Annotated in this window: 19 protein-coding genes; 11 read left to right on the top strand and 8 right to left on the bottom strand. The window is 65.9% G+C overall.

Going from position 1 to position 21,579, the window contains the following annotated elements:
- Positions 1-209: 209 nt before the first annotated feature.
- Both BMY06_RS19700 and BMY06_RS19695 read right to left on the bottom strand, forming a co-directional pair.
- Positions 210-1,589 carry a sigma-54-dependent transcriptional regulator gene (locus tag BMY06_RS19700; protein ID WP_065063729.1) on the bottom strand — a complete coding sequence of 460 codons (1,380 nt, stop codon included), beginning with the start codon at positions 1,587-1,589 and terminating at the stop codon, positions 210-212.
- 385 nt (positions 1,590-1,974) lie between these two features.
- Positions 1,975-2,295 (bottom strand): hypothetical protein, encoded by a 321-nt coding sequence (locus BMY06_RS19695; protein WP_074984730.1) that lies wholly within the window; start codon positions 2,293-2,295, stop codon positions 1,975-1,977.
- A gap of 663 nt (positions 2,296-2,958) precedes the next feature.
- On the opposite strand from BMY06_RS19695, the gene BMY06_RS19690 reads away from it, so the two are divergent.
- The 3 genes from BMY06_RS19690 to BMY06_RS19680 all read left to right on the top strand — a co-directional run bounded on the left by BMY06_RS19690 (position 2,959) and on the right by BMY06_RS19680 (position 5,514).
- The gene (locus BMY06_RS19690; protein ID WP_074984851.1) at positions 2,959-3,999 is read left to right on the top strand and encodes a sigma-54 interaction domain-containing protein; all 1,041 of its coding nucleotides are present in this window, start codon (positions 2,959-2,961) and stop codon (positions 3,997-3,999) included.
- Positions 4,000-4,318: 319 nt separating this feature from the next.
- Positions 4,319-4,945, top strand: a complete 627-nt coding sequence (locus BMY06_RS19685) for a hypothetical protein (RefSeq protein ID WP_373681616.1) — start codon at positions 4,319-4,321, stop codon at positions 4,943-4,945.
- Entirely contained in the window at positions 4,942-5,514 is a 573-nt protein-coding gene (locus tag BMY06_RS19680; protein WP_221224211.1) for a hypothetical protein, read from the top strand. Before BMY06_RS19685 ends, BMY06_RS19680 begins: the two co-directional genes overlap by 4 nt.
- An 80-nt stretch (positions 5,515-5,594) precedes the next feature.
- Here BMY06_RS19680 and BMY06_RS19675 read toward each other — a convergent pair whose 3' ends face one another.
- A complete protein-coding gene (locus BMY06_RS19675; protein ID WP_065063733.1) occupies positions 5,595-6,944 on the bottom strand; it encodes an ABC transporter ATP-binding protein in 1,350 nt (449 codons plus the stop codon).
- A gap of 60 nt (positions 6,945-7,004) precedes the next feature.
- Positions 7,005-8,768 carry an ABC transporter permease gene (locus BMY06_RS19670; protein ID WP_074984728.1) on the bottom strand — a complete coding sequence of 588 codons (1,764 nt, stop codon included), beginning with the start codon at positions 8,766-8,768 and terminating at the stop codon, positions 7,005-7,007.
- Positions 8,769-9,433: 665 nt separating this feature from the next.
- Between BMY06_RS19670 and BMY06_RS19665 the strand changes: the two genes are divergently transcribed.
- Positions 9,434-11,113, top strand: coding sequence for a sensor domain-containing diguanylate cyclase (locus BMY06_RS19665; RefSeq protein ID WP_065063737.1), 1,680 nt, complete (start codon positions 9,434-9,436; stop codon positions 11,111-11,113).
- A gap of 185 nt (positions 11,114-11,298) precedes the next feature.
- A complete protein-coding gene (locus BMY06_RS19660) occupies positions 11,299-11,565 on the top strand; it encodes a double-stranded DNA-specific endonuclease (RefSeq protein WP_065063739.1) in 267 nt (88 codons plus the stop codon).
- A gap of 146 nt (positions 11,566-11,711) precedes the next feature.
- Here BMY06_RS19660 and BMY06_RS19655 read toward each other — a convergent pair whose 3' ends face one another.
- Entirely contained in the window at positions 11,712-13,025 is a 1,314-nt protein-coding gene (locus BMY06_RS19655) for an ATP-binding protein (protein ID WP_065063741.1), read from the bottom strand.
- A complete protein-coding gene (locus tag BMY06_RS19650; protein ID WP_065063743.1) occupies positions 13,009-13,740 on the bottom strand; it encodes a response regulator in 732 nt (243 codons plus the stop codon). Before BMY06_RS19650 ends, BMY06_RS19655 begins: the two co-directional genes overlap by 17 nt.
- A 229-nt stretch (positions 13,741-13,969) precedes the next feature.
- Here BMY06_RS19650 and BMY06_RS19645 point away from each other — a divergent pair, with 229 nt between their 5' ends.
- Entirely contained in the window at positions 13,970-14,536 is a 567-nt protein-coding gene (locus BMY06_RS19645) for a Spy/CpxP family protein refolding chaperone (RefSeq protein WP_074984726.1), read from the top strand.
- 219 nt (positions 14,537-14,755) lie between these two features.
- On the opposite strand, the gene BMY06_RS19640 is transcribed toward BMY06_RS19645, so the two are convergent.
- Entirely contained in the window at positions 14,756-15,454 is a 699-nt protein-coding gene (locus tag BMY06_RS19640; RefSeq protein ID WP_065063747.1) for a pirin family protein, read from the bottom strand.
- A gap of 506 nt (positions 15,455-15,960) precedes the next feature.
- Between BMY06_RS19640 and BMY06_RS19635 the strand changes: the two genes are divergently transcribed.
- The 5 genes from BMY06_RS19635 (at position 15,961) to BMY06_RS19615 (ending at position 21,042) form a co-directional block, all read left to right on the top strand.
- On the top strand, positions 15,961-16,737 hold the full coding sequence (locus BMY06_RS19635) for an ABC transporter substrate-binding protein (RefSeq protein ID WP_065063749.1): 777 nt from the start codon (positions 15,961-15,963) through the stop codon (positions 16,735-16,737).
- 274 nt (positions 16,738-17,011) lie between these two features.
- Positions 17,012-17,701 carry an ABC transporter permease gene (locus tag BMY06_RS19630; RefSeq protein WP_065063751.1) on the top strand — a complete coding sequence of 230 codons (690 nt, stop codon included), beginning with the start codon at positions 17,012-17,014 and terminating at the stop codon, positions 17,699-17,701.
- Between the two features lie 60 nt (positions 17,702-17,761).
- A complete protein-coding gene (locus BMY06_RS19625) occupies positions 17,762-18,475 on the top strand; it encodes an ABC transporter permease (RefSeq protein ID WP_065063791.1) in 714 nt (237 codons plus the stop codon).
- A 16-nt stretch (positions 18,476-18,491) separates the two neighbouring features.
- Positions 18,492-19,274 (top strand): ABC transporter ATP-binding protein, encoded by a 783-nt coding sequence (locus BMY06_RS19620; protein WP_065063753.1) that lies wholly within the window; start codon positions 18,492-18,494, stop codon positions 19,272-19,274.
- A gap of 619 nt (positions 19,275-19,893) precedes the next feature.
- Complete coding sequence (locus BMY06_RS19615) at positions 19,894-21,042, top strand: porin (RefSeq protein ID WP_065063793.1); 1,149 nt, start codon at positions 19,894-19,896, stop codon at positions 21,040-21,042.
- A gap of 177 nt (positions 21,043-21,219) precedes the next feature.
- Here BMY06_RS19615 and glnK read toward each other — a convergent pair whose 3' ends face one another.
- The gene (gene glnK / locus BMY06_RS19610) at positions 21,220-21,558 is read right to left on the bottom strand and encodes a P-II family nitrogen regulator (protein ID WP_065063755.1); all 339 of its coding nucleotides are present in this window, start codon (positions 21,556-21,558) and stop codon (positions 21,220-21,222) included.
- Positions 21,559-21,579 lie beyond the last annotated feature (21 nt).

The following is a 21,579-nucleotide window of genomic DNA, read 5'->3' as shown; positions in this document are numbered from 1 at the left end:
AAGGTCGTCGATGAACCGTCTGCAAGCGACATACCAGCCGCGCCGATCGGCGGGTGAGCGGCGTCCCGCGCGGCATCGGCGCGCTGTCGCCGACTGGTGCCCAATGCAAAGCGCCCGTTCGGCCGGCGCGATTTACATCGCATACCGGCACGAACGGGCGCTGACTTCAGTGCGTCTTGAGGCTTATCGCCTTATCCGGACAGGGCGGCTCAGGCTCCCGCGCGCGCGGGCGTCTCGCCCTTGCCCGTCTCGTTGCCATACTCGACCAGCCGGTTATAGAGCGTCTTCAGGCTAATGCCGAGAATCTCCGCCGCGCGCGTCTTCACGCCGCCGCACTGTTCGAGCGTCGCGAGGATCAGTTGACGATCGGCGTCGGCGAGCGAGGTGCCGAACGGGATCGTCACGGCCGTGCCCGCCACGGGCTTCGACAGCGAGATCTGCAAAGGCACGGCCGCCGTGAGATCGCCTTCGTTGCCCGACATGATGTGCGCACGCTGCACGTAGTTCTTCAGCTCGCGCACGTTGCCGGCCCACGGATAGGCCGCGAGCATCTCGCGCACCGCGGGCGGAAACTGCTTCTTCGTGCCGTGGCGCTCGTTGAGTTCGTCGAGGAAGGCCTGCGCCAGCAGCTCGACGTCCTTGCCGCGCTCGCGCAGCGGCGGCAGGTTGATCGGGAACACGTTCAGACGGTGATACAGGTCCAGACGCAGCTTGCCCTCGGCCACGGCCTGCTCCGGATCGCGATTGGTGGCCGCGATCAGGCGCACGTCGGTCTCGATTTCCTTGGTCGTGCCGACGCGCATGAACATGCCGGTTTCGAGCACGCGCAGCAGTTTCACCTGCAACTCGATCGGCATTTCGGTGATTTCATCGAGAAACAGCGTGCCGCCGTTCGCGCGTTCGAAATACCCCTTGTGCTGACGGTCCGCACCCGTGAACGAGCCGCGTTCGTGGCCGAACATTTCGGATTCGATCAGGTTCGGCGAAATCGCGCCGCAGTTCACCGCGAGGAATTCGTGCTTGCGGCGCAGGCTCAACTGATGGATGGTCTGCGCGGCGACTTCCTTGCCGGTGCCCGACTCGCCCACCAGCATCACCGAGGCGGGCGTGGGCGCGACGCGGCTGATCTGGTCGTAGACGTCCTGCATGACCGGCGAATTGCCGAGCATCAGACCGAAGCGGCCCATGCGGCGCAGCTCGCCGCGCAGCGTGCCGATTTCGGCCTTGAGATCGCCCGCGCGCGGCAGACGATTGAGAATCGCCTTCACGCGCTGGAGGTTGATCGGCTTCACGAGGTAGTCGATCGCGCCGTTCTTGAGCGCGTCGACGGCCGTCTCCACGGTCGCGTGACCGGTGATGACAACGAGTTCCACGCCCGAGCGCGGATCGAGATCCTGGAACAGATCGGTGCCGCTGCCGTCGGGCAGCTTCAGATCGGTGAACACAACGTCCGGCATTTGCCGGATCAGCTGGATGCGCGCTTCCCGCAGGTCGCCGGCCTGCGCGGTGGTGAGTCCGTCTTCGCCCACCACGGCGGCGAGCGCTTCGCGGGTTTCTGCGTCGTCATCGACAATCAATACATGTGGCATCGCGTCTCGTCAGCCCTGAAAGGTGAGTGGCTCCTGGGCGCACAACACGACGCGCCGCAGCAAGTTCCAGCGCGACGGACAACAGAGTCCGACGTCGCGGGCTGCGCGGCGCGAGGGTGGCGCTGCAAGTGGAGTGCGAAACGGCCGGGTACGCTCAGGACGGCGAGCGCGGTCTTTTAGCTGCATGATCGCAACAATCTCGCGACCCGCAGTCAACCCAAACCTTGATTGTTGTGGATATGGCCATTATAGACATATTCCAGATACGGATGCGTGGCATTCACGGTGACATCGGACGCCCGGCGCGCGCGTCGCGAGGACGTGAGCGCCGTGCCGATGTTGCGTCGAAAGCCGCATCCGCTACCGGAATGCGTCCTCCCGTACCTCAATGCCGCGTGGCCGGATCGCTGCCGCTTTGCGGAAACGGCCATGCGCCGCTCGAGGCGTCGCCCGCCGCGCCGTTGACCGGCTCGCCGCGCGCCATCACGCCGGCGGCCATCGCATCGCCCGTCGCTGCCGCGCCCGGCGCCACGCCGCTCTCCGCCAGCGAGCCGCCCTCGCCCTCCCAGCGGTTCAGCTCGCGGTGAAACGTCTGACGCTGCATGCGGTGACGCTGCGCAAAACGCCACGCCAGCATGCCTGCCGTCGCGCCGAGCGCACCCACCGCCACGAGGGTCCCAATCAGTCCACGCTTGTTCTTCGCCATGTCGCACTCTCCCAGGTTGTTGTCGGAAATGCGGTCAGAATCGGCAGCCGTGAGCAGATGAACCGGCCACCGATCTATCGGCGCATACGCCGCGCCAGGTAGGATAGACGCCCGTGCGCAGTCCGACATGCAGAGCACGAGGCGTGCCAGCCGGTCCGCGCGCCGAATTCTGGCCGCAGTCGACGGCGTCCGGGCGCGCATCGGGGCGCATTCGCGCAGAACGCGGCGCGCAGCGACAATCCGGGCACGTCCATTGCCCTGCGACGCGCGGCAGTGGTTAAATGTTTACGAGATGGAAATCCCGTGGCCGCCGGGCAAGGTATCGCCTGCGCCGTTTCGCACAGCCAGTTGGCCAGATCGTGCGGCTCGCCAGCCGCCGAGGCCGGCAAGCCATGCCCGATCCGCCCGACGCGCGCAACGCCAGCGCCCCGGCTTCGGGCCACACACCACACTTTGCAGGACGACTACCCTATGGCGACAATCGAGCCGGGCTCGCCCGCCGCCGAGCGCGATGCAATGCGCGACGAACAACGTAACGAGATGCTGGATGAACGGCCTGACGAGAAGCGTGCAGGAAAGCGCAGTGAAAAACGCAGCGACAAGCCGCGCGCCGCGGCACGCCGCGACAAAGCCGACAAGCCCGACAAGCCCGACGACGCGCGCATGAGCGAGGAACGGAGCGCGCGCGTCGCGGGCCTGGAATCGTACGGACGCCTGTACGGTTCGTCGGCGGTCATGCAGGACCTCTACGAGCAGATCCGGCGCGTTTCGGTGACCGAGGCGACGGCGCTGATCGTCGGCGAATCGGGCACCGGCAAGGAGTTGGTCGCGCGCACGATTCACGAGGAAAGCAATCGCCGCGACGGTCCGTTCATCGCCGTGAACTGCGGCGCGATTCCCGACGAGCTGATCGAAGCCGAACTCTTCGGCCACGAAAAAGGCAGCTTCACGGGCGCGGTGCAGGCGCGCGACGGCCACTTCGAGCACGCGCGCGGCGGCACGCTGTTTCTCGACGAAGTCACCGAAATGTCGCTGCTGCATCAGGTCAAGCTGCTGCGCGCGCTGGAGTCCGGCGAGTACTACCCCGTCGGCAGCAACGAGGCGATTCGCGGCGACGTGCGCGTGATCGCCGCGACCAATCGCGACCCCGTGGCCGCCGTGCGCGACATGGCGCTGCGCGAGGATCTGATGTATCGCCTCGCGGTGTTTCCGCTGCGCGCGCCGCCGCTGCGCGAACGCGAGCGCGACCGCGAACTGCTCGCCCAGCTCTTTCTCAACGAACTCAACGACGAGAGCGGCACGCAGAAGGTGTTCAGCAAGCGCGCGCTCGAAACGGTGCGCAACTGGTCGTGGCCCGGCAACGTGCGCGAGCTGAAGAACGCGGTGTATCGCGCGTTCATCCTCGCCGAGAAGCAGGTGGAGATCGCGCATCCGCAACTCGTGCCGCGCGTGAAGAAGCCCGTCACGCAGGGCGATGCGATGAGCGTGTGGATCGGCACGCCGCTCGCGGACGCGCAAAAGCAGATCATTCTCGGCACGCTCAAGCATTGCGGCGGCGACAAGCGTCTCGCGGCGCGCACGCTCGGCGTGAGTCTGAAGACGCTGTACAACCGGCTCGGCAGCTACGGCGCCGAGGACGGCGACGCGCCGCCGCCGGAGGACATCGACAGCGACGAAGGCGACGACCCGCGCGACGACGCATGATCGCGCGCGGAAGATTTCAGGCGAAAGGAATCTGAAACGAGGCTGTCGGTTATCGGCAAGCGCGTTGCCGAATACGTTGACGAAAGCGTCGGCAAAAAGCCTCGAAATGTTGCGAAATAGCCGTCATCGCAATCACGTTAGGACAAGCGGTGCACGGCATTTTGCAATTTCTTGCACTTTACCTATGCCCTTGTGTAAGTCCTTCCTGCACAATCCGCAGCACGAAAACGTGCTGGAGGCTTGCGCAACGCGGCTTCCGGCCGCAAGCGGCAGGGAAAGGATCATGCAAGAACGAAGTGCTCTGGCGTGCAACGCGCCGATGGCGGCATCGCCGATCGACTCGACGACTCACCCGATCGCTGATTCGCCGCGTGAAACGATTCGTATCGCGCTCGCACGGCACGCCGCTTCGTCGGCGCGCTGGCGCCGCGCCGCGTCGCTCTCGCTGCTCGCCACCGTGGCCAGCTTCGCGTGTTCGGCGTGCAGCTCGCTCTACTCCGAGGGCGCGCAAACCGGCGCCGGTATCGCGGGCGCCGCCGTCGCCGCGAAGGTGACGAACAACGCGGCCGTGGCGACCGGCATCGGCCTCGGCGCGCTGGCCGCCGCCAAGGCCGGCGTGCAGTACTCCGAGCGCGTCGTGCACACCAACACCCAGGACAGCATCGCGAAGGCCGCGGGCCCGCTCGACGTCGGCGCCGTCGCGCCCTGGTCGATCGTCCATTCGTTTCCGATCGAAGACGACGAACACGGCCGCGTGACGGTGAGCCGCACGATCAGTTCGGGCGCGCTCGACTGCAAGGAAATCGTCTTCTCCGTCGATCACGACGCGACGAAGGACAAGGCCGCGACGAGCGCGTTCTACGTGGCCTCGGTGTGCCGCGACGGTCAGAACTGGAAGTGGGCGTCGGCCGAACCGGCCACCGCGCGCTGGGGCGCGCTGCAATGAACGGCGTGAATTCCCCGGCCGTGGCCGCGACACGTGCGGCGCGCGCGCGGCGTCCCGGCGCATCGCGCGGGCTCTCGCTCGTTGCACTCGCGGCGCTCTGCGCGAGCGTTGCGCTCACCACCAGCGGCTGCGGCTCAATCGGCGCGGCCAGCGGGGCCGCCGCCGCGGCCGCCACCGGCATCGTCACCGCGAATCCGGCCGTGGGCGTGGGCGTGGGCATCGCCGTGCAGGCGGCCACCGACGAAGCCGTCAACCGCTTCATGAAGAGCATGCACGCCGACCAGCAGGAGCTGATCGCGGAAACCGCCGGACGTCTGCCCGTCGACGGCACCGACACCTGGCGCATCAAGCACACGCTGCCCGTGGAAAACGGCCACGGCAAGGTGCGCGTGACGCGCGCGTTCGCGTCGGCGCTCGCGCTGTGCAAGGACTTCGTGTTCTCGGTGCAGGACGGCGACGCCGCCAACTCGCCCGAGCAGTGGTACACCGCCACCGCGTGCCAGGATCAGAGCACCTGGAAATGGGCGACGGCCGAGCCTGCCGTCGAGCGCTGGGGCTCGCTGCAATAATCGCTCGCTACACGAAAAAACGGTCGCCTCGGCGACCGTTTTTCATGGTGCGTATCGCGTGAATGCGATCCGCAAATCGATCAGGACTCCACGTCTTCGAGACTGAAGATTTCCGACTGGTCGTTGTACGAGAAGATCTCGCCGTAACGGCCCCAGTCGATCACGGTGTCGAGCGTCTCCTCGGCCGCGCCGTCGGAGAGAAAGTCTTCGAGTTCCTGCTCGAAACGCACGCGCGGCGCGCGGTGGCCCGGACGCTCGTTGAGCACCTTCTTGATCCGCGCCGCGAGCGGCACATGACGCAGCAGATGCTCGGCGAACATCATCTTGCGCTCCTGCGTGCCGAATTCCGCGAACACGCGGGCGGGCGGCGTGAGCAGCACGTCGCCTTCGCGCACATCGGCGAAACCGAGGTGTTGCAGCACTTCCGCGATCGGGAACAGATCGTCCACTTCCAGATGCAGCGAGCGGGCGATTTCCGGCATGTCGGCGCGGCCGTGATACGGCGCGGCGGCGAGCGTTTCGATCAGACCGGCCATCAGGTTGGTCGACACGCGCGGCAGCCAGCTGCCGAGTTCGAGGCCCTTCCTCGTCGTCTCGCCGGTCTGACGCGCGGTCATCTTCGCGTAGATGTCGTCGACCAGCTTGCGGAACGCCGGGTCCAGACGATTGCGCGGATGCTTGAACGGCACCTTGATTTCCGCGACCACGCGACCCGGATTCGACGACAGCACCAGAATGCGGTCGCACATGAACACCGCTTCCTCGATGTTGTGCGTGACGATCAGCACCGACTTGATCGGCAGACGCCCTTGCGTCCACAGATCGAGCAGGTCGGTACGCAGCGTTTCGGCGGTCAGCACGTCGAGCGCGGAGAACGGCTCGTCCATCAGCATGAGCATCGGATCGACGACGAGCGCGCGCGCGAAGCCCACGCGCTGGCGCATGCCGCCCGAGAGTTCGCGCGGATAGGCGTTTTCGAAGCCGTCGAGACCGATCAGGTCGATCGCCGCCAGCGCGCGTTCGCGACGCTCGCGCGCGCCCACGCCCTGCGCTTCCAGACCGGCTTCCACGTTCTGCAGCACCGTGAGCCACGGGAACAGCGCGAAGGTCTGGAACACCATTGCCACGCCTTCGGCCGGGCCGTCGAGCGGCTTGCCGCGCCACGTCACTTCGCCGCCGGTCGGCTCGATCAGCCCGGCGATGATGCGCAGCAGCGTCGACTTACCCGAACCGGAGCGGCCGAGCAGCCCGACGATCTCGCCTTCGCGCAGCGAGAGATTGGCGTCGTCGAGCACCAGCAGTTCGCCCTGCGACTTGTTGAAGCCCCGGCATACGTCCTTGACACGCAGGATTTCCTCGCCGAGCCGCGGCGGATTCGGGGCCGTCTGCACGTCGCCGTGCGCGGTGCTCAGGGTCTTGGGGTTTTGCATCGCGTTACCTTCGATCCTTCGTTGATTCGCTGAATTGTCGCAGTCTTCGCCCGATGGCGATCAATCGAGCCGCAGCCGCGATTCGGCATGCGTGTACAGCGGGCGCCAGAGCACGCGGTTGAACAGCGTGACGAACAGCGACATCACGGCGATGCCGAGGATGATCTTCGGAAAGTCGCCGGCGGCGGTCATCTGCGCGATGTACGCGCCGAGGCCATGCGCTTCGAGCTTCGTGTCGCCCCACTGCACGTATTCGGCGACGATGCTCGCGTTCCACGCGCCGCCCGAGGCCGTGATCGCGCCGGTGATGTAGTACGGGAAGATGCCCGGCAGCACCGCCTGACGCCACCACTGCCAGCCACGGATGCGGAAATTCTTCGCCGCTTCCTTGTAGTCGTTCGGGTAGGCGCTCGCCCCGGCAATCACGTTGAACAGGATATACCACTGCGTGCCGAGCACGATCAGCGGTGACAGCCAGATGTCAGGATTGAGGTGGAAGCGCACGATCACGATCACGAACGCGGGGAACAGCAGGTTCGCCGGAAACGCCGCGAGAAACTGCGCGAGCGGCTGGATCTTTTCCGCGAGCGCCGGGCGCATGCCGATCAGCACGCCGAGCGGCACCCAGATCACCGAAGCGATCGCGATCAGCACGATCACGCGCAGCAGCGTGATGAGGCCGAGCATGAGCACGTGGCCGACTTCGTCGAGCGAGACGCCCGTGCGCACGTAGGCCACCACGCGCCAGACCACGAACAGCGTGAGCGCGATCACGAACAGCGCCCAGACGATATCGCCGAGCTTCGAGCGCGCGCCGCCGCGCGCGGGGGCCGCGGGCGCGGCGCGCTGGATCGTCCGAAACGCGGGCAGACGGAACGGAATGCGCGCGGCCTTGGCGAAAACCCAGCCGAGCGGCACGAGCAGTTCGTGAATCAGATGCGTGCGGCGGATCAGGTCGAGCAGCCACGACTGCGGCGCGTCGCCGGAACTGGTGTTCTCCATGCGGAACTTGTCGGCCCACGCGACGAGCGGTCGGAACAGCAGCTGGTCGTAGGCGAGAATCACGACCGTCATCGTCAGGATCACCCAGCCGATCGCGTGCATGTTGCGCTCGGCGATGGCCTGCGCGAGATAGGCGCCGACGCCCGGCAGCGTGATCGTGTTGTTGCCCACCGTGATCGCTTCGGAAGCCACCACGAAGAACCAGCCGCCCGACATCGACATCATCATGTTCCAGATGAGGCCCGGCATCGAGAACGGCACTTCGAGCTTCCAGAAGCGCTGCCAGTTGGTCAGATGGAAACCTTTCGAGACTTCGTCGAGATCGCGCGGCACCGTGCGCAGCGACTGATAGAAGCTGAAGGTCATGTTCCACGCCTGGCTCGTGAAGATCGCGAAGATCGCCGCGAGTTCGGCGCCGAGCACGCGCGAGGGAAACAGCGCGAGGAAAAACGTGACCGTGAACGAAATGTAGCCCAGCACCGGCACCGACTGAAGAATGTCGAGGATCGGCACCAGCACGAGACCGGCGCGGCGGCTCTTGGCCGCGAGCGTGCCGTAGACCAGCGTGAAGATCAGCGAGGCGACCATCGCCGCCAGCATGCGCAGCGTCGTGCGCATCGCGTATTCGGGCAGGTTCGCGGCGTCGAGCGAGATCGGCTGCGCCTTGAGCGTGGCGATGGGCGCCATCGTTTCGTGAAAGCCCACGGCGGCCATCGCGATCAGGCAGATGATCAGCGGGAACGCCACGAAGTCCCAGCGATTAGGCAGCACGCGCCACGCCGAAGCGTTGGCCGTGCGGTTCAGGTTGAACTTGAATTCCATCAGACGCCCTCCCCGTTGAAGATCGATGCGGCGGCCTCGCGGTGCGGTGCGCGCGCGGCACCAGCCACGCAAGCAACGCAAGCGGCGCGCGGAGAGCGGAAATCAGCAAAGGCAAGACGCATGGACTGAGTATTTCGTTAGCGTTGATGACGCGGCGGCGCCCCACGAGGACGCATGCCGCCGCACGCAGGGGCCGGACCCAAGGAAGCGCGCCCGCTGCCGTCCGGCGCGGCCGGCGCAACCCGCGGCGGCGCGCTCACGCGGCAGGCTTGCCTGGTTCGGAACGGCACGACACTACACCAACCTTCGTGACACATTCAACCTCGCGCGCCACGCCGGCAGGATTCCAGCAAACGCCCGCCAGGCGGGGCTTTCGAGCCACTTTCGGCGCGCTTTCCGCGACATTCCGGCCAGCATGCGGCAAAGCCTGCCGACGACTCCCCAACGTGCGCCCGCGCACACGGCGATCACGCGCGAGGCCCGCCGGACGGCGTTTGCAGGCTCGCAGACGCCGTTCGAGAGGTAGAATCGTCACGCGGCGACGGCCACCCCTTCGCCGCGCAGTGTCCCGTTGTGCCGGGCCGGTGCTTCACGCGCCGGGATATCGGGCGAGCCGCCCGCTCAAGCATCAGGCGCGCCATGCCCATCCACGAATCAGAAGGCCGATGAACAGGAGACTCTTGCGTCAGGCAGCCGGGCCGCTCGGAGTCGTGGCGGTCGCCCTCGTCTGCTGGCTGGGCGCCGGCTGGCTCGCCGACCGCATGGTGCGTCAGGAGCTCGACACGGCGCTCAAGGTCCAGCGTCAGATGACGCGTTCCGTCGTCGACAACATGGCGGAAGTGATCGCCAGCGATCTCGCCATGTCGCGCGCGATTCCCGCCACCATGGCCGAGACCCGCGTGGTGCAACAGGCGCTCACCGAGGCTGGGCATTATGCCGCTTTGCGCACATCTACGGAACTGGCGCGACGCGAAGCGTTGCAGCAGATGCCCGAGCTCGCCACCGTCAACCGCTTCCTGCACGACGCGCAAGGCTTCTCCGGCCTCGATGCGATCTGGCTCGTCAACAGCAACGGCATCTGCATCGCGTCGAGCAACGCGATGGACAAGATTTCCTACGTGGGCGTCGACATGCGTCCGCGCGCGTACCTCACCGACACGCTGCTCGGTGCGTTCTCAGAAACCTATGGCGTGGGCACCTCGAGCGGCGAGCCGGGCATCTTCGTCGCCGCACCGGCCTACGACAACGGCCTGCTGGTGGGCGCCGTGGTCGCCAAGGTGAGCATCGCGCGGCTGCGCCACTGGGTCACGCATCCGGGCACCTTCGTCTCGGACAGCAACGGCGTGATCGTGATGGCGCACGACAGCGCGCTCGAAGGGCTCGCGATGCCCGGCTCGCACGTCGAAGAAATGAACGCCGTCGACCGCGTGAACACCTATCTGCGCGAGCGCTTCTCCGAACTGTCGCTGCAAAACGCCGCCGACGCCGCCACGAGCCAGGCGCCGTGGATGCCCGCGCAGGCCGCGCAGTCGCTCGTCGATCTGCCGGGCCAGCCCCTGCCCGCGCTTTATGAGGTGCGCGGCGGGCTCAACTCGGGACTCTCGGCGCATCTCGTCGATCCGCTCAACGCCTGGCCTGAACTGCTCGCCAACCATCGGCGCGATCGTCTGCTGATTTTTCTGACGCTCGCGGGCACCGCGGCGCTCGCGGCCGTGATTTCGATCTCGTGGGTGCGCGAGCGGCGTCTGCATCGCGCGAGCCGCGATCTCGCGGGGCAACTGCAGGCCGCCAACGCGCTGCTCGCCGCCGAAGCGCGCCACGACGCGCTGACCGGCGCCCTGTCGCGCCGCTATTTCCTCGACCTGCTGCGCCGCGAAATCGACGCCGCCTATGCGCAGGGCAAGCCGCTGTGCATGGCGATCGCCGACCTCGATCACTTCAAGCAGATCAACGACCGCTTCGGCCATCCGGCGGGCGACCGCGCGCTTCAGCATTTCGTGGAAACCTGCCGCGCCGAACTGCGCTCCGGCGACGCCGTGGGACGGCTCGGCGGCGAGGAGTTCGGCATCCTGCTAACCGACACCTCGCTCTCGACCGCGCACGACGTAATCGAGCGTCTGCGCCGCGAAGTGAAGTCGAGCCCGTGCGCGGAATTGCCCGCGGAATCGAACCTGAGCGTGAGCATCGGCGTCACCGAACTGGCCGCGTCGCAAGACCAGCCCGAACGGCTGATGAGCCGTGCCGATCTGGCGCTCTACATGGCGAAAGCGGGCGGCCGCGACCGCTGCGAGGCGATGACCGCCGACGGCGCCGTGCCGCCGCGCACCGCCGCCGAAACGTGGTGAACGCGCCGTCGCCGCGCACGCCGGACATCAGCACACACTCACTTAACTGCCGAACTCGACCGGGGCAAACCGGCCCGACGCGGTATCATCGGACCAGCGCAGCACGCGCCGCCATGCTATGCGCATCGCCGAAGTCCGGCGTGCGGCGCGTCAGGTCGTTTCACAGCACATATCAGGAGGCATGCATGAAGGGAAATCTGGTCATCGTCTGCCGCGATCAGGATGCTCTCGCGTTCGACCAGTTGATGGTGGAATACGGCGCGTTCCAGACGCGCCTCTCTTCGACCGCGTGGTATCTGAAGCTCGAGGCTGCGCCCGAGCTGGTCCAGGAAGAGATTCTCGCCCGCATCGGCAAATACACGACGCACTACATCTTCGAAGCCGACAGCGTTGTTTACAACACGGTCGACAGCGAAGCCGCCGCCGCACTCGACACGCTGTTCTCGGCCTGAAAATAAAAAGAGCGGCTGGTTCGCAGCCGCTCCGGGTCACACTGATTCATATTCGCCAACACGCATCCGCTGGACTTTCGGTCGGCTCCGGCACAGCCCGGACGCCCGCCGCGCAAATCCCCAAACCGTCTACAGCACGCCGGCGCTCACCAGATCTGAGCCGCCTCGGCCACCGTACGTTCGACCACTTCGAACGGAAAGCTCATGCGCACCGCGAGGCCGCCGCTTTCGCCGTTGCCGATGGCGATCTCGCCACCCGCGCGCCGCACCAGCCGCTCGACAATCGCGAGACCCAGGCCGCTGTGGCCGTTGCCGCCGCGCGCCGGGTCGAGCCGCACGAACGGACGGCTCGCCTGCGTAAGGTCCTGGTCGGCGATGCCCTTCCCGTGGTCGCGCACCGTGAGCGTGTAGCCCTCGGCATCGCGCGACGTTTCGATCACAACGGGCGGCGCGCCATAGGCGTGCGCATTGTCGAGCAGATTCGCGACCACGCGGTCGAGCGTGGCGGCCGGCAGACGGAAGTCCGGACCGGCCTTGAAACGCCGCTCGATCGCCAGCGTCTCGCCGCCCACCGTGCGGTAATTGCGCGCGATGCGCTCGCACTGCTCGTCGACTTCGACGGGCTCGCTGCGGTCGGCGCCATCGTGCGCGAACACCAGAAACTGGTCGACGATGTGCGCCATGGACTCCACGTCGCGCACCACGCCGTCACGCACCTTTTGCTCGTCCATCATTTCGGCGCGCAGACGCAAACGCGCCAGCGGCGTCTTGAGGTCGTGCGCCACGCCCGCGAGCATGACCGCGCGGTCTTTCTCGGTGCGCTCGACTTCCTTCACCATCTGATTGAAGCCGCGCGTGAGCTGGCGCAGCTCGCGCGGACCGCGCTCGCGCAGCGGCGGCACGGGCTGGCCGCGGCCGAAGCGCGCGACCGCGTGAGCCAGCGCGCGCAGCGGCTTTTGCACCATCCACGCCGCCACCAGCGCGGCCACCAGCGCCGCCGAGAAGATGATGATGAACCACGGCGCGCGGTCGATCGGCCGCATCATGCGCAGCGGCTGACCCGGCACCACGATCCACTTGGCGTCCTGCGGCCCCTTCACCCACAGCGTGGGCGGACGCCCCGGCATGCCGGGGCGCACTTCCGTGCCCGGCGGCATGCGCTCGCGGATGTCGTCAAGGAAGCGGTGAAGCGGCTCCGGCATTTCGTTGCGCATGGTCGGCACGTCCGGGCTGTCGGCTGGCACCAGTTGCACCCGCGAGGGCAGCGGCTGGTCGGGCTCGCGCTGGACGTGCTGGCGCACGGCGTCGACGAGGAACATGGCCTCTTCGACCGCGTAGCGCGATTGCATCTGGTCGCGCTCGAGACGCATGAGCGCAAACCAGGCGACGTGCGACAGCAGCAGAACGCCAATGAAGAGCAGCGCAAGCCGCCCGAACAGCGAATCAACCGGCCGGCGCATGACCACTCTGCTCGCCGTCCGGCACGAAAACGTAGCCGCGGCCACGCACCGTCTGGATGAAGCGCGGCGTGGACGGATCGGTTTCGAGGATGCGTCGCAGACGCCACACCTGCACGTCGATGCCGCGGTCGGTGCCGTCGTATTCCGGACCGTGCAGCAGTTCGAGCAGGCGCTCGCGCGTGAGCGTACGCATGGGGTGATTGACGAAAATCTTCAGGAGCGCGAACTCGCTGCCCGACAGCATGATGGGCTTGCCTTCCTGCTGGAGCGTGCGCGACTGGAAGTCGAGCGTGAAGCGGCCGAACGAGAACGGCTCGCGCTGCTCGGGCGCGGCGGCCGAGGGCAGCGTGCGGCGGCGGCGCAGCACGGCCTGCACGCGCGCCAGCAGTTCGCGCGGGTTGAAGGGTTTGCCGAGGTAATCGTCGGCGCCCAGTTCGAGACCGACGATGCGGTCCACGTCGTCGGCGCGCGCGGTCAGCATGATGACGGGGATGTCGTCGCCGGACGCGCGCAGCTTGCGCAGCGCGGTGAGCCCGTCGACGCCCGGCATCATGAGATCGAGCACGATCAGGTCGGGGCGCTCGCGCTCGAGGCGGCGCTCGAGCGAGCCCGCATCGTGCAGCACCGACACTTCCATGCCTTGCCGCGCCAGATAGTCGCGCAGCAGGTCGCGCAGTTCGACGTCGTCATCGACGACCAGAATTTGAGTAGCCATGGGACGAAGTTTAACGCGCGCATGTAAGCCGTTTGCTTACACGGAGGCGCTTTGGGTTACGAGAAGTTACCGCGAAAGGCACATGTAATGTCGCGTAATGACAACGCCGTGGCCCGTAACACGCCGCTCCCGACCGGCCTATACGCTAGGGACACCGGTTGCGGCCACCCTGCTTCGGACGCCGTGCCAAACCGGACCAAACCTTCAAGGATTTGTCAGGAGCATCACCATGTACAAGACTACTTCGCGCCTTCTCGCGATCGCCGCTGCCTCTCTCGCTCTCACGGTCGGCGCAACCGCCGCCAATGCACAAACGCCGCCGCCGCCCCCGGGCGGTCCCGGCATGATGCACGGCCCGCACGGCGGCCCGGGCATGCACGGCGACTTCATGATGGGCGCCAAAAAGCTGCACGACAAGCTCAACCTGAACGCCGCTCAGGAAAAGCAATGGCAAACCGCCGTCGACACCATGAAGCAGAACGGCCAGGCCATGCGCAAGAACCATGAACAGCTCAAGCAGCAGTTCGACGCGCAGAAGAACCAGCCGATCCTCGACCTGAACGCGATGCACGCCACGCATCAGCAGATCGAGCAGCAGGAAGCGCAACTGCGCGAGCAGACCGCGCAAGCCTGGCTCGCGTTCTACAACGGCCTGAACGACCAGCAGAAGACCACCGTCAGCTCGGCGCTCAAGGAGCACTTCGCGAAGATGGAACAGCGCCACGAGAAGATGCGTCAGCGCTGGGAACAGCACCGCCACGACAAGGGCGCGGCATCGGCGCCGGGCGCGCAGTAAGCAACCGGGCGCCAATCGAGGCGCGCGCCTGAGCGGACGCGCGGCGGGTCGCGCCGCCGCATGTCCGCCCGGCGCGGGCCTGACCGCCCGGTTCAGCAAAGACGCAAACAAAAGCGAAAGCGCCGCGAGTCTCATCCCTCGCGGCGCTTTTTTCATGGCCGCGCGCGGAGCGTTTCCGCGCGCGGCGTCACACGCGCAGCCTGCGCGTCCCGTGCGGCATCACGCCACGTCGAACAGCAGCACTTCCGCCGCTTCGCCCTTCGCGAGCACCACGGCCGTTTCAGCTTCGATCATCGCCGCGTCGCCCGTGTTCAGGCGCTCGCCGTTGACCTCCAGCGCGCCGCGCGCCACCTGCACGTAGACCCGCCGCCCCGTCGGCACCGCATATTCGGCGCGCTCGTCGCCGTCGATCAGCGCTGCGTGAATCGAGGCGTCGGCCTGCACCGTCACCGAGCCGTCGCGCCCGTCGGGCGAGGCGATCAGGCGCAGACGGCCGCGCTTGTCGGCGTCGTCGAACCGCTTTTCCTCGTAGCCCGGCGCGCCGCCGCGTTCGGTCGGCAGCAGCCAGATCTGCAGCAGATGCGCTTCCTCGTCCTTCGAGGCGTTGAACTCGCTGTGCATCACGCCCGTGCCGGCGCTCATGCGCTGCACGTCGCCGGGGCGGATGGTCGAGCCGTTGCCCATGCTGTCGCGGTGCGCGAGCGCGCCGGAAAGCACATAGGTGACGATTTCCATGTCGCGGTGGCCGTGCGCGCCGAAGCCGCGTCCGCCCGCGATGCGGTCGTCGTTGAGCACGCGCAGTGCGCCGTAGTGCAGATGCGCTTCGTCGAAATAGTCCGCGAACGAGAAGCTGTGATACGTGTCGAGCCAGCCGTGGTTGGCATGGCCGCGTTCGTCGGCGCGTCGGATCGCAAGCATGGGGATTCTCCGTTCAGTCATGTCGATGTCCGAAGGTAGGGGCGGACGGCCTCGCGCACAATCCGCACCGGCGCACCGCATCGTTTCGCCAGCAACATCAATGGCCGGCGCGGGCGCGTCGCGGCCGTCCGGACACCGATCGGGCGCCCGATCGCCGCTCGATACGCGCCCCGCGACCAATTCTGTCAGGCCTGAACCACATGCCTGGTGCCGAGTCGCCCGCGTGCGCCCTGGCTTCGGGTAAAATACCGCGCTTTTCGGCCAGCGCCAGCTCGCGCGCGACCCGGCGCCGGCTTTGGGCGCCAGCCTGGACGCCCTGCGCGTCCGACCCGTATTTTTGATCGCCTACAATGGCGGCGCTCCGGCCACGAGCCGGTTCGCGCAAGTCGCGAGCGAGCGCCGGTATCGACGCGCGCCGCCGGCGCCGCGGTCCCGAAGCGCCCGCCTCAGCTATGGAAGGGACGGAGTCAGTGATGAACCACTCGCTGCGCCCCGACAGGAGAAAGATGAAGAAGTTCGCAGTGTGCGTCGCGCTCGCCCTGATGGCGGGCAGCGCCGCGGCCAGGGATTGGCATACCGTGCGTATCGGCGTCGATGCGAGCTATCCGCCGTTCGAGTCCAAGGCCGCCAACGGCCAGATCGTCGGTTTCGACGTCGACCTCACGAAGGCGCTGTGCGCGCGCATGAACGTGAAGTGCGTGTGGGTGGAAAACGACCTCGACGGCATCATTCCGGCGCTCAAGGCGCGCAAGTTCGATGCGATCGTCTCGTCGCTGACGATCACGCCGCAGCGCCGCCAGCAGATCGACTACTCCGACAAGCTGTTCGACGCGCCCGCGCGCATGATCGCGCGCAGCGGTTCGCCGCTGCTGCCGACGCCCGAATCGCTCAAGGGCAAGAACGTCGGCGTGGAACAGGGCTCGACCCAGGAAGCGTACGCGAAGGTCCACTGGGCGCCCAAGGGTGTGAACGTGGTGTCGTACCAGAACCAGGATCAGGTCTATCAGGATCTGATCGCGGGCCGCCTCGACGCCACGCTGCAGGATGAAGTGCAGGCCGACTACGGTTTCCTGAAGACGCCGCGCGGCAAGGGCTTCGGCTGGGCCGGTCCGGAAGTCGAGGATCTGGCGACGATCGGCGACGGCACCGCCATCGGCCTGCGCAAGGACGACGCCGACCTGAAGGCGAAGTTCAACGCGGCCCTCGCCTCGCTGCACAAGGACGGTACGTTCGACCAGATCGCGAAGCAGTATTTCGACTTCCCGATCTACAAGGGCAAGTAAGCAAGGCAACCAGGCCGGCGCGCGCGGCGCGCCCGGGGCTCGCCCCGATGGACCGCGCAGGCGCTTCGTATACAGTGCGAAGCGCGTCCTGCGAAGACGCCGTCCAGAGCGCCATTCGACACCATTCGACACGCGCCTCCAGGACACGGAGACCGACGGCCACGCGGCGAAGCCTCGCCAGCCGCGCTTGACCGGATTTGAACCGCGGCAGTCGCTGCCGCGCCTTTCGCGAGGCGCCCCTCGGCATCGAGGACGCTTCGTCGAGGACTCACCTATGTTTCTTCAAGGCTACGGCCCGCTGATCCTCGCCGGCACCTGGCAGACCGTCAAGCTCGCGGTGCTCTCGCTCGTGCTCTCCTTCGTGCTCGGGCTGATCGGCGCGGCGGCGAAGCTCTCGAAAAACCGCGCCGTGCACGGCGCGGGCACGGCCTACACCACGCTGATCCGCGGCGTGCCCGATCTCGTGCTGATGCTGCTGCTGTTCTACAGCATCCAGATCTGGCTGAACGACCTCACCGACATGCTCGGCTGGGATCAGATCGACATCGACCCGTTCCTCGCCGGCGTGGTGGTGCTCGGCTTCATCTACGGCGCGTACTTCACGGAAACCTTCCGCGGCGCGTTTCTCGCCGTGCCGCGCGGCCAGCTCGAAGCGGGCCACGCCTACGGCATGACGAACTGGCAGGTGTTCACGCGCATCATGTTCCCGCAGATGATGCGCTTCGCGCTGCCCGGCATCGGCAACAACTGGCAGGTGCTCGTGAAGTCCACGGCGCTCGTCTCGATCATCGGTCTCGCCGACGTCGTGAAGGCCAGCCAGGACGCCGGCAAGGGCACGCTGCGCTTTTTCTTCTTCACGCTGCTCGCGGGCGCGATCTATCTCGGCATCACGACGGTCTCGAACTTCGTGCTGATGTATCTCGACAAGCGCTACTCCACGGGCGTGCGCAAAGCGGATCTCTGAGATCCAGGCTCAGGCGGAACTTAGCCAGAAGACAAGACAAGGCCAACGACAATGCAAGACCTGATCCAGCTGATCCAGCAATACTGGCGCAACTATCTCTACACCGACGGGTATCACTTCACGGGCGTCGCGATCACGGCCTGGCTGCTGGTGATTTCGATCGGCCTCGGCTTCTGCCTCTCGGTGCCGCTCGCCGTCGCGCGCGTCTCGAAGAAGAAGTGGCTCTCGGGCCTCGTGTGGCTGTACACGTACATCTTTCGCGGCACGCCGCTCTACGTGCAGTTGCTGCTCTGCTACACGGGCCTCTACAGCCTCGAAATCATCCGCAATCACGAGCTGACGAGCGCGTTCTTCCGCAGCGGCATGAACTGCACGCTGCTCGCGTTCACGCTCAACACCTGCGCGTACACGACCGAGATCTTCGCGGGCGCCATCAAGGCGACGCCCTACGGCGAGATCGAGGCCGCGCGCGCCTACGGCATGAGCCCGTTCACGCTGTATCGCCGCGTGATCCTGCCGTCGGCGCTGCGCCGCGCGCTGCCCTACTACAGCAACGAAGTCATCCTGATGCTGCACGCGACCACCGTCGCGTTCACGGCCACCGTGCCGGACATCCTGAAGATCGCGCGCGACGTGAACTCGGCGACGTACCAGTCGTTCGGCGCGTTCGGCATCGCCGCGGTGCTGTACCTGATCATTTCATTCACGCTCGTGTGGCTGTTCCGCCAAGCCGAGCGCCGCTGGCTCGCATACCTGCGACCGCAAGGCAAGTGAGCCAACGAGGTCTTTGATGAATTCCCAGAAGCAGAAACTTTTCGTCGATTCGATCCACAAGCAGTACGGCGACAACGAAGTGCTCAAAGGCGTCTCGCTCAAGGCGAACGCCGGCGACGTGATCAGCGTGATCGGCTCGTCGGGCTCCGGCAAGAGCACGATGCTGCGCTGCATTAACTTCCTCGAGCAGCCGAACGCGGGCCGCATCTTCGTCGACGGCGAAGAAGTCGTCACGAAGGCCGACCGCCGCAGCGGCGCGCTCGTGGCCGCCGACGTCAAGCAGTTGCAGCGCGTGCGCACCAAGCTCGCGATGGTGTTCCAGCACTTCAACCTGTGGTCGCACATGACGGTGCTCGAGAACGTGATCGAGGCGCCGGTGCACGTGCTCGGTCTTTCGCGCAAGGAGGCCGAGGACCGCGCGCGCGTCTATCTGGAGAAGGTCGGGCTCGCGCCGCGCGTGGAGAAGCAGTATCCGTCGCATCTCTCGGGCGGCCAGCAGCAGCGCGTGGCGATCGCCCGCGCGCTCACCATGAACCCCGACGTGATGCTGTTCGACGAACCGACTTCGGCGCTCGACCCCGAACTCGTCGGCGAAGTGCTCAAGGTGATGCAGCAGCTCGCCGAGGAAGGCCGCACGATGATCGTCGTGACGCACGAAATGGGTTTCGCGCGCAACGTTTCGAATCATGTGATGTTCCTGCATCAAGGCCGCGTGGAAGAGGAAGGCGTGCCCGCCGAGGTGTTCGCCAATCCGAAGAGCGACCGTCTGCGCCAGTTTTTGTCGGGCAGTCTGAAGTGATGCCGGGTTTTGTAGTCGCGCTGCATAGTCAGTCTATGTAGTCGACTACATCCGTTCCAGCGGCGATGTAGTAAAAGTAGTATTTCAAGGCGCTTTCTGCGCCTTTTCTTTTTTCCTTCGCAACCCGCCTCTCGCCCCCGAAAATCGCCGCCAAAAGCGCGTTTTTCGCATTACTCCTGCGTCCTTCACGCGTCAATAGTGGCAATCCTGAGGAGCCCCCCTGACGATCCGTGTGTCCCTTGTCTGATAAGGATTTAGGCATACTTTTCAGACTCGGGTGACCACCATCCAGGAAGGCCATATGGCAATTTGACGACACCCGGCGCCGCCCGCGCGATTTCGTTCGCCACCGCCCACCTTTTTTGCTAAATTAGTAACCAAAGTAGCAAAACAAACTTCTTTAAAAGTAGTTTCACTTCAAATAAGAACGGGAGATGCCAGTCAACCAGGGGATCTGCATGACGACTCGATCAGGTTGTCCTGCTCGCATCGTTTCCGTACGCCGATCCTCCGGGTCACACTCCCTTTACGCGACCGTTTCTGTCCGCAGCACCCCGAAGGCGCGCGGACGTCTTTCGCAGTACTAAGGTTGACTCTTTGACAGGGTATGGAGGAGAAGATGAAGAAAGCATTGCTCGCCGCAGCATTGATGTCGGCTGGCGTCGTGGCGCATGCGCAAAGCAGCGTGACGCTCTACGGCCGCCTCGACGCAGGTGTGGCGTACATGAACGGCGTCGGCGCCGGTTCGGGCGCAAACGGCCAGGCTACCCATGGCACGAGCCAGGTTCAGCTCGAAAGCGGCTACTGGGGCACCAGCCTCTGGGGCATGAAGGGCGTTGAAGACCTCGGCGGCGGCAACAAGGCACTCTTCCAGTTGGAAGGCAGCTTCAGCACGGCAACGGGCGCAGGTCCGGGCAACGGCGGCCTCTTCAATCGCTGGGCAACGGTCGGTATGTCGAACGACAACTACGGTACGCTGCTGTTGGGCCGCGAACTGATGATCGTCAACGGCATTTGGGACTTCGACCCGTTCGGTCAGTCGAACTGGTCGTCGGCATCGATGGTCCGTGGTCGTAACTGGCCGCAATCAAGCAACAACATTTCGTACCAGTCGCCGAAGTTCTACGGCTTCGACGTGTACGGCCAGTACTCGTTCTCGAACGCCACGAACTGGAACGGTAACGGCACGACGTCGCAAGGCCGCCAGAACGGCATCCAGCTGACCTACACGAACTCGCTGTTCCAGGTTCGCGGTATCTACGACGAAATCCGCAATCCGGCCAACGGTACGCTGGGTGGCACGTACGACCAGACCAACGCAGACAACGCCTCGCAAGGCGTCTTCGCGTACTCGCGCGACTACATGGCGATGGTCAACGTGTTCCTCGGTCCGTTCAAGGTTCAGGGCGGCTACGAAGCCGTTCGCTCGTCGGGCATGACGGGTCTGGCAATCGGCCAGCCGAGCACGCTCGATCACGAGTGGGGCGGTGTGACGTGGCAAGCCACGCCGGCTGCCGCGCTGATCGCCGCGGTCTACCACGTCAACGCGAACAACGGCGGCGGCAACGCCACGCTGTACACGATCGGCGGCTCGTACAACCTGTCCAAGCGCACGCTGCTCGACCTGCAGGTCGCCACGGTGCAGAACAGCAAGTCGGCCAACTTCGGTCTGAACGCCAACAACTACGGCGACTCGGCTGCCACGGGCAACCCGCTGGCCGGCCACAGCCAGACCGGCGTGTACGCAGGCATCCAGCACTCGTTCTAATTCCGGACGAGTGTAGACAGAACAGCTACATCGACGTTTTCACGCTGCTGCGAGAGGCGCGTATCGGTGCGGTGTCCGAAAGGGTACCGCACCGTTTTTTATTCCTGGGCGACCTTCGGGCCGCCCTTTTTCTTTGCCGGCGTCACGCTGTGACGTGACGCCCGTGCGGACGATCGATCAGACCGCCGCTTCGTTCTCTTCGCCCGTGCGGATGCGGATCACGCGCTCGACGTCGGTGACGAAGATCTTGCCGTCGCCGATCTTGCCGGTGCGCGCCGCGCCGATGATCGCGTCGATCACCTGGTCGGTCTGCTCGTCGGCGACCACGACTTCGATCTTCACCTTCGGCAGGAAGTCGACCACGTATTCGGCGCCGCGATACAGCTCCGTGTGGCCCTTCTGGCGGCCGAAGCCCTTCACTTCGGTGACGGTCAGGCCCGTGAGGCCCACTTCGGCGAGCGCCTCGCGCACTTCGTCGAGCTTGAACGGTTTGATGACGGCGGTAATGCGTTTCATGGCGATCCTCGTTCGGTATCG

The sequence above is a fragment of the Paraburkholderia tropica genome (assembly GCF_900109265.1).
Taxonomy (GTDB): Bacteria; Pseudomonadota; Gammaproteobacteria; order Burkholderiales; family Burkholderiaceae; genus Paraburkholderia; species Paraburkholderia tropica.
The sequence above is the reverse complement of the archived record's forward strand: the minus strand, read 5'-3'. Positions and strand labels throughout refer to the sequence as shown.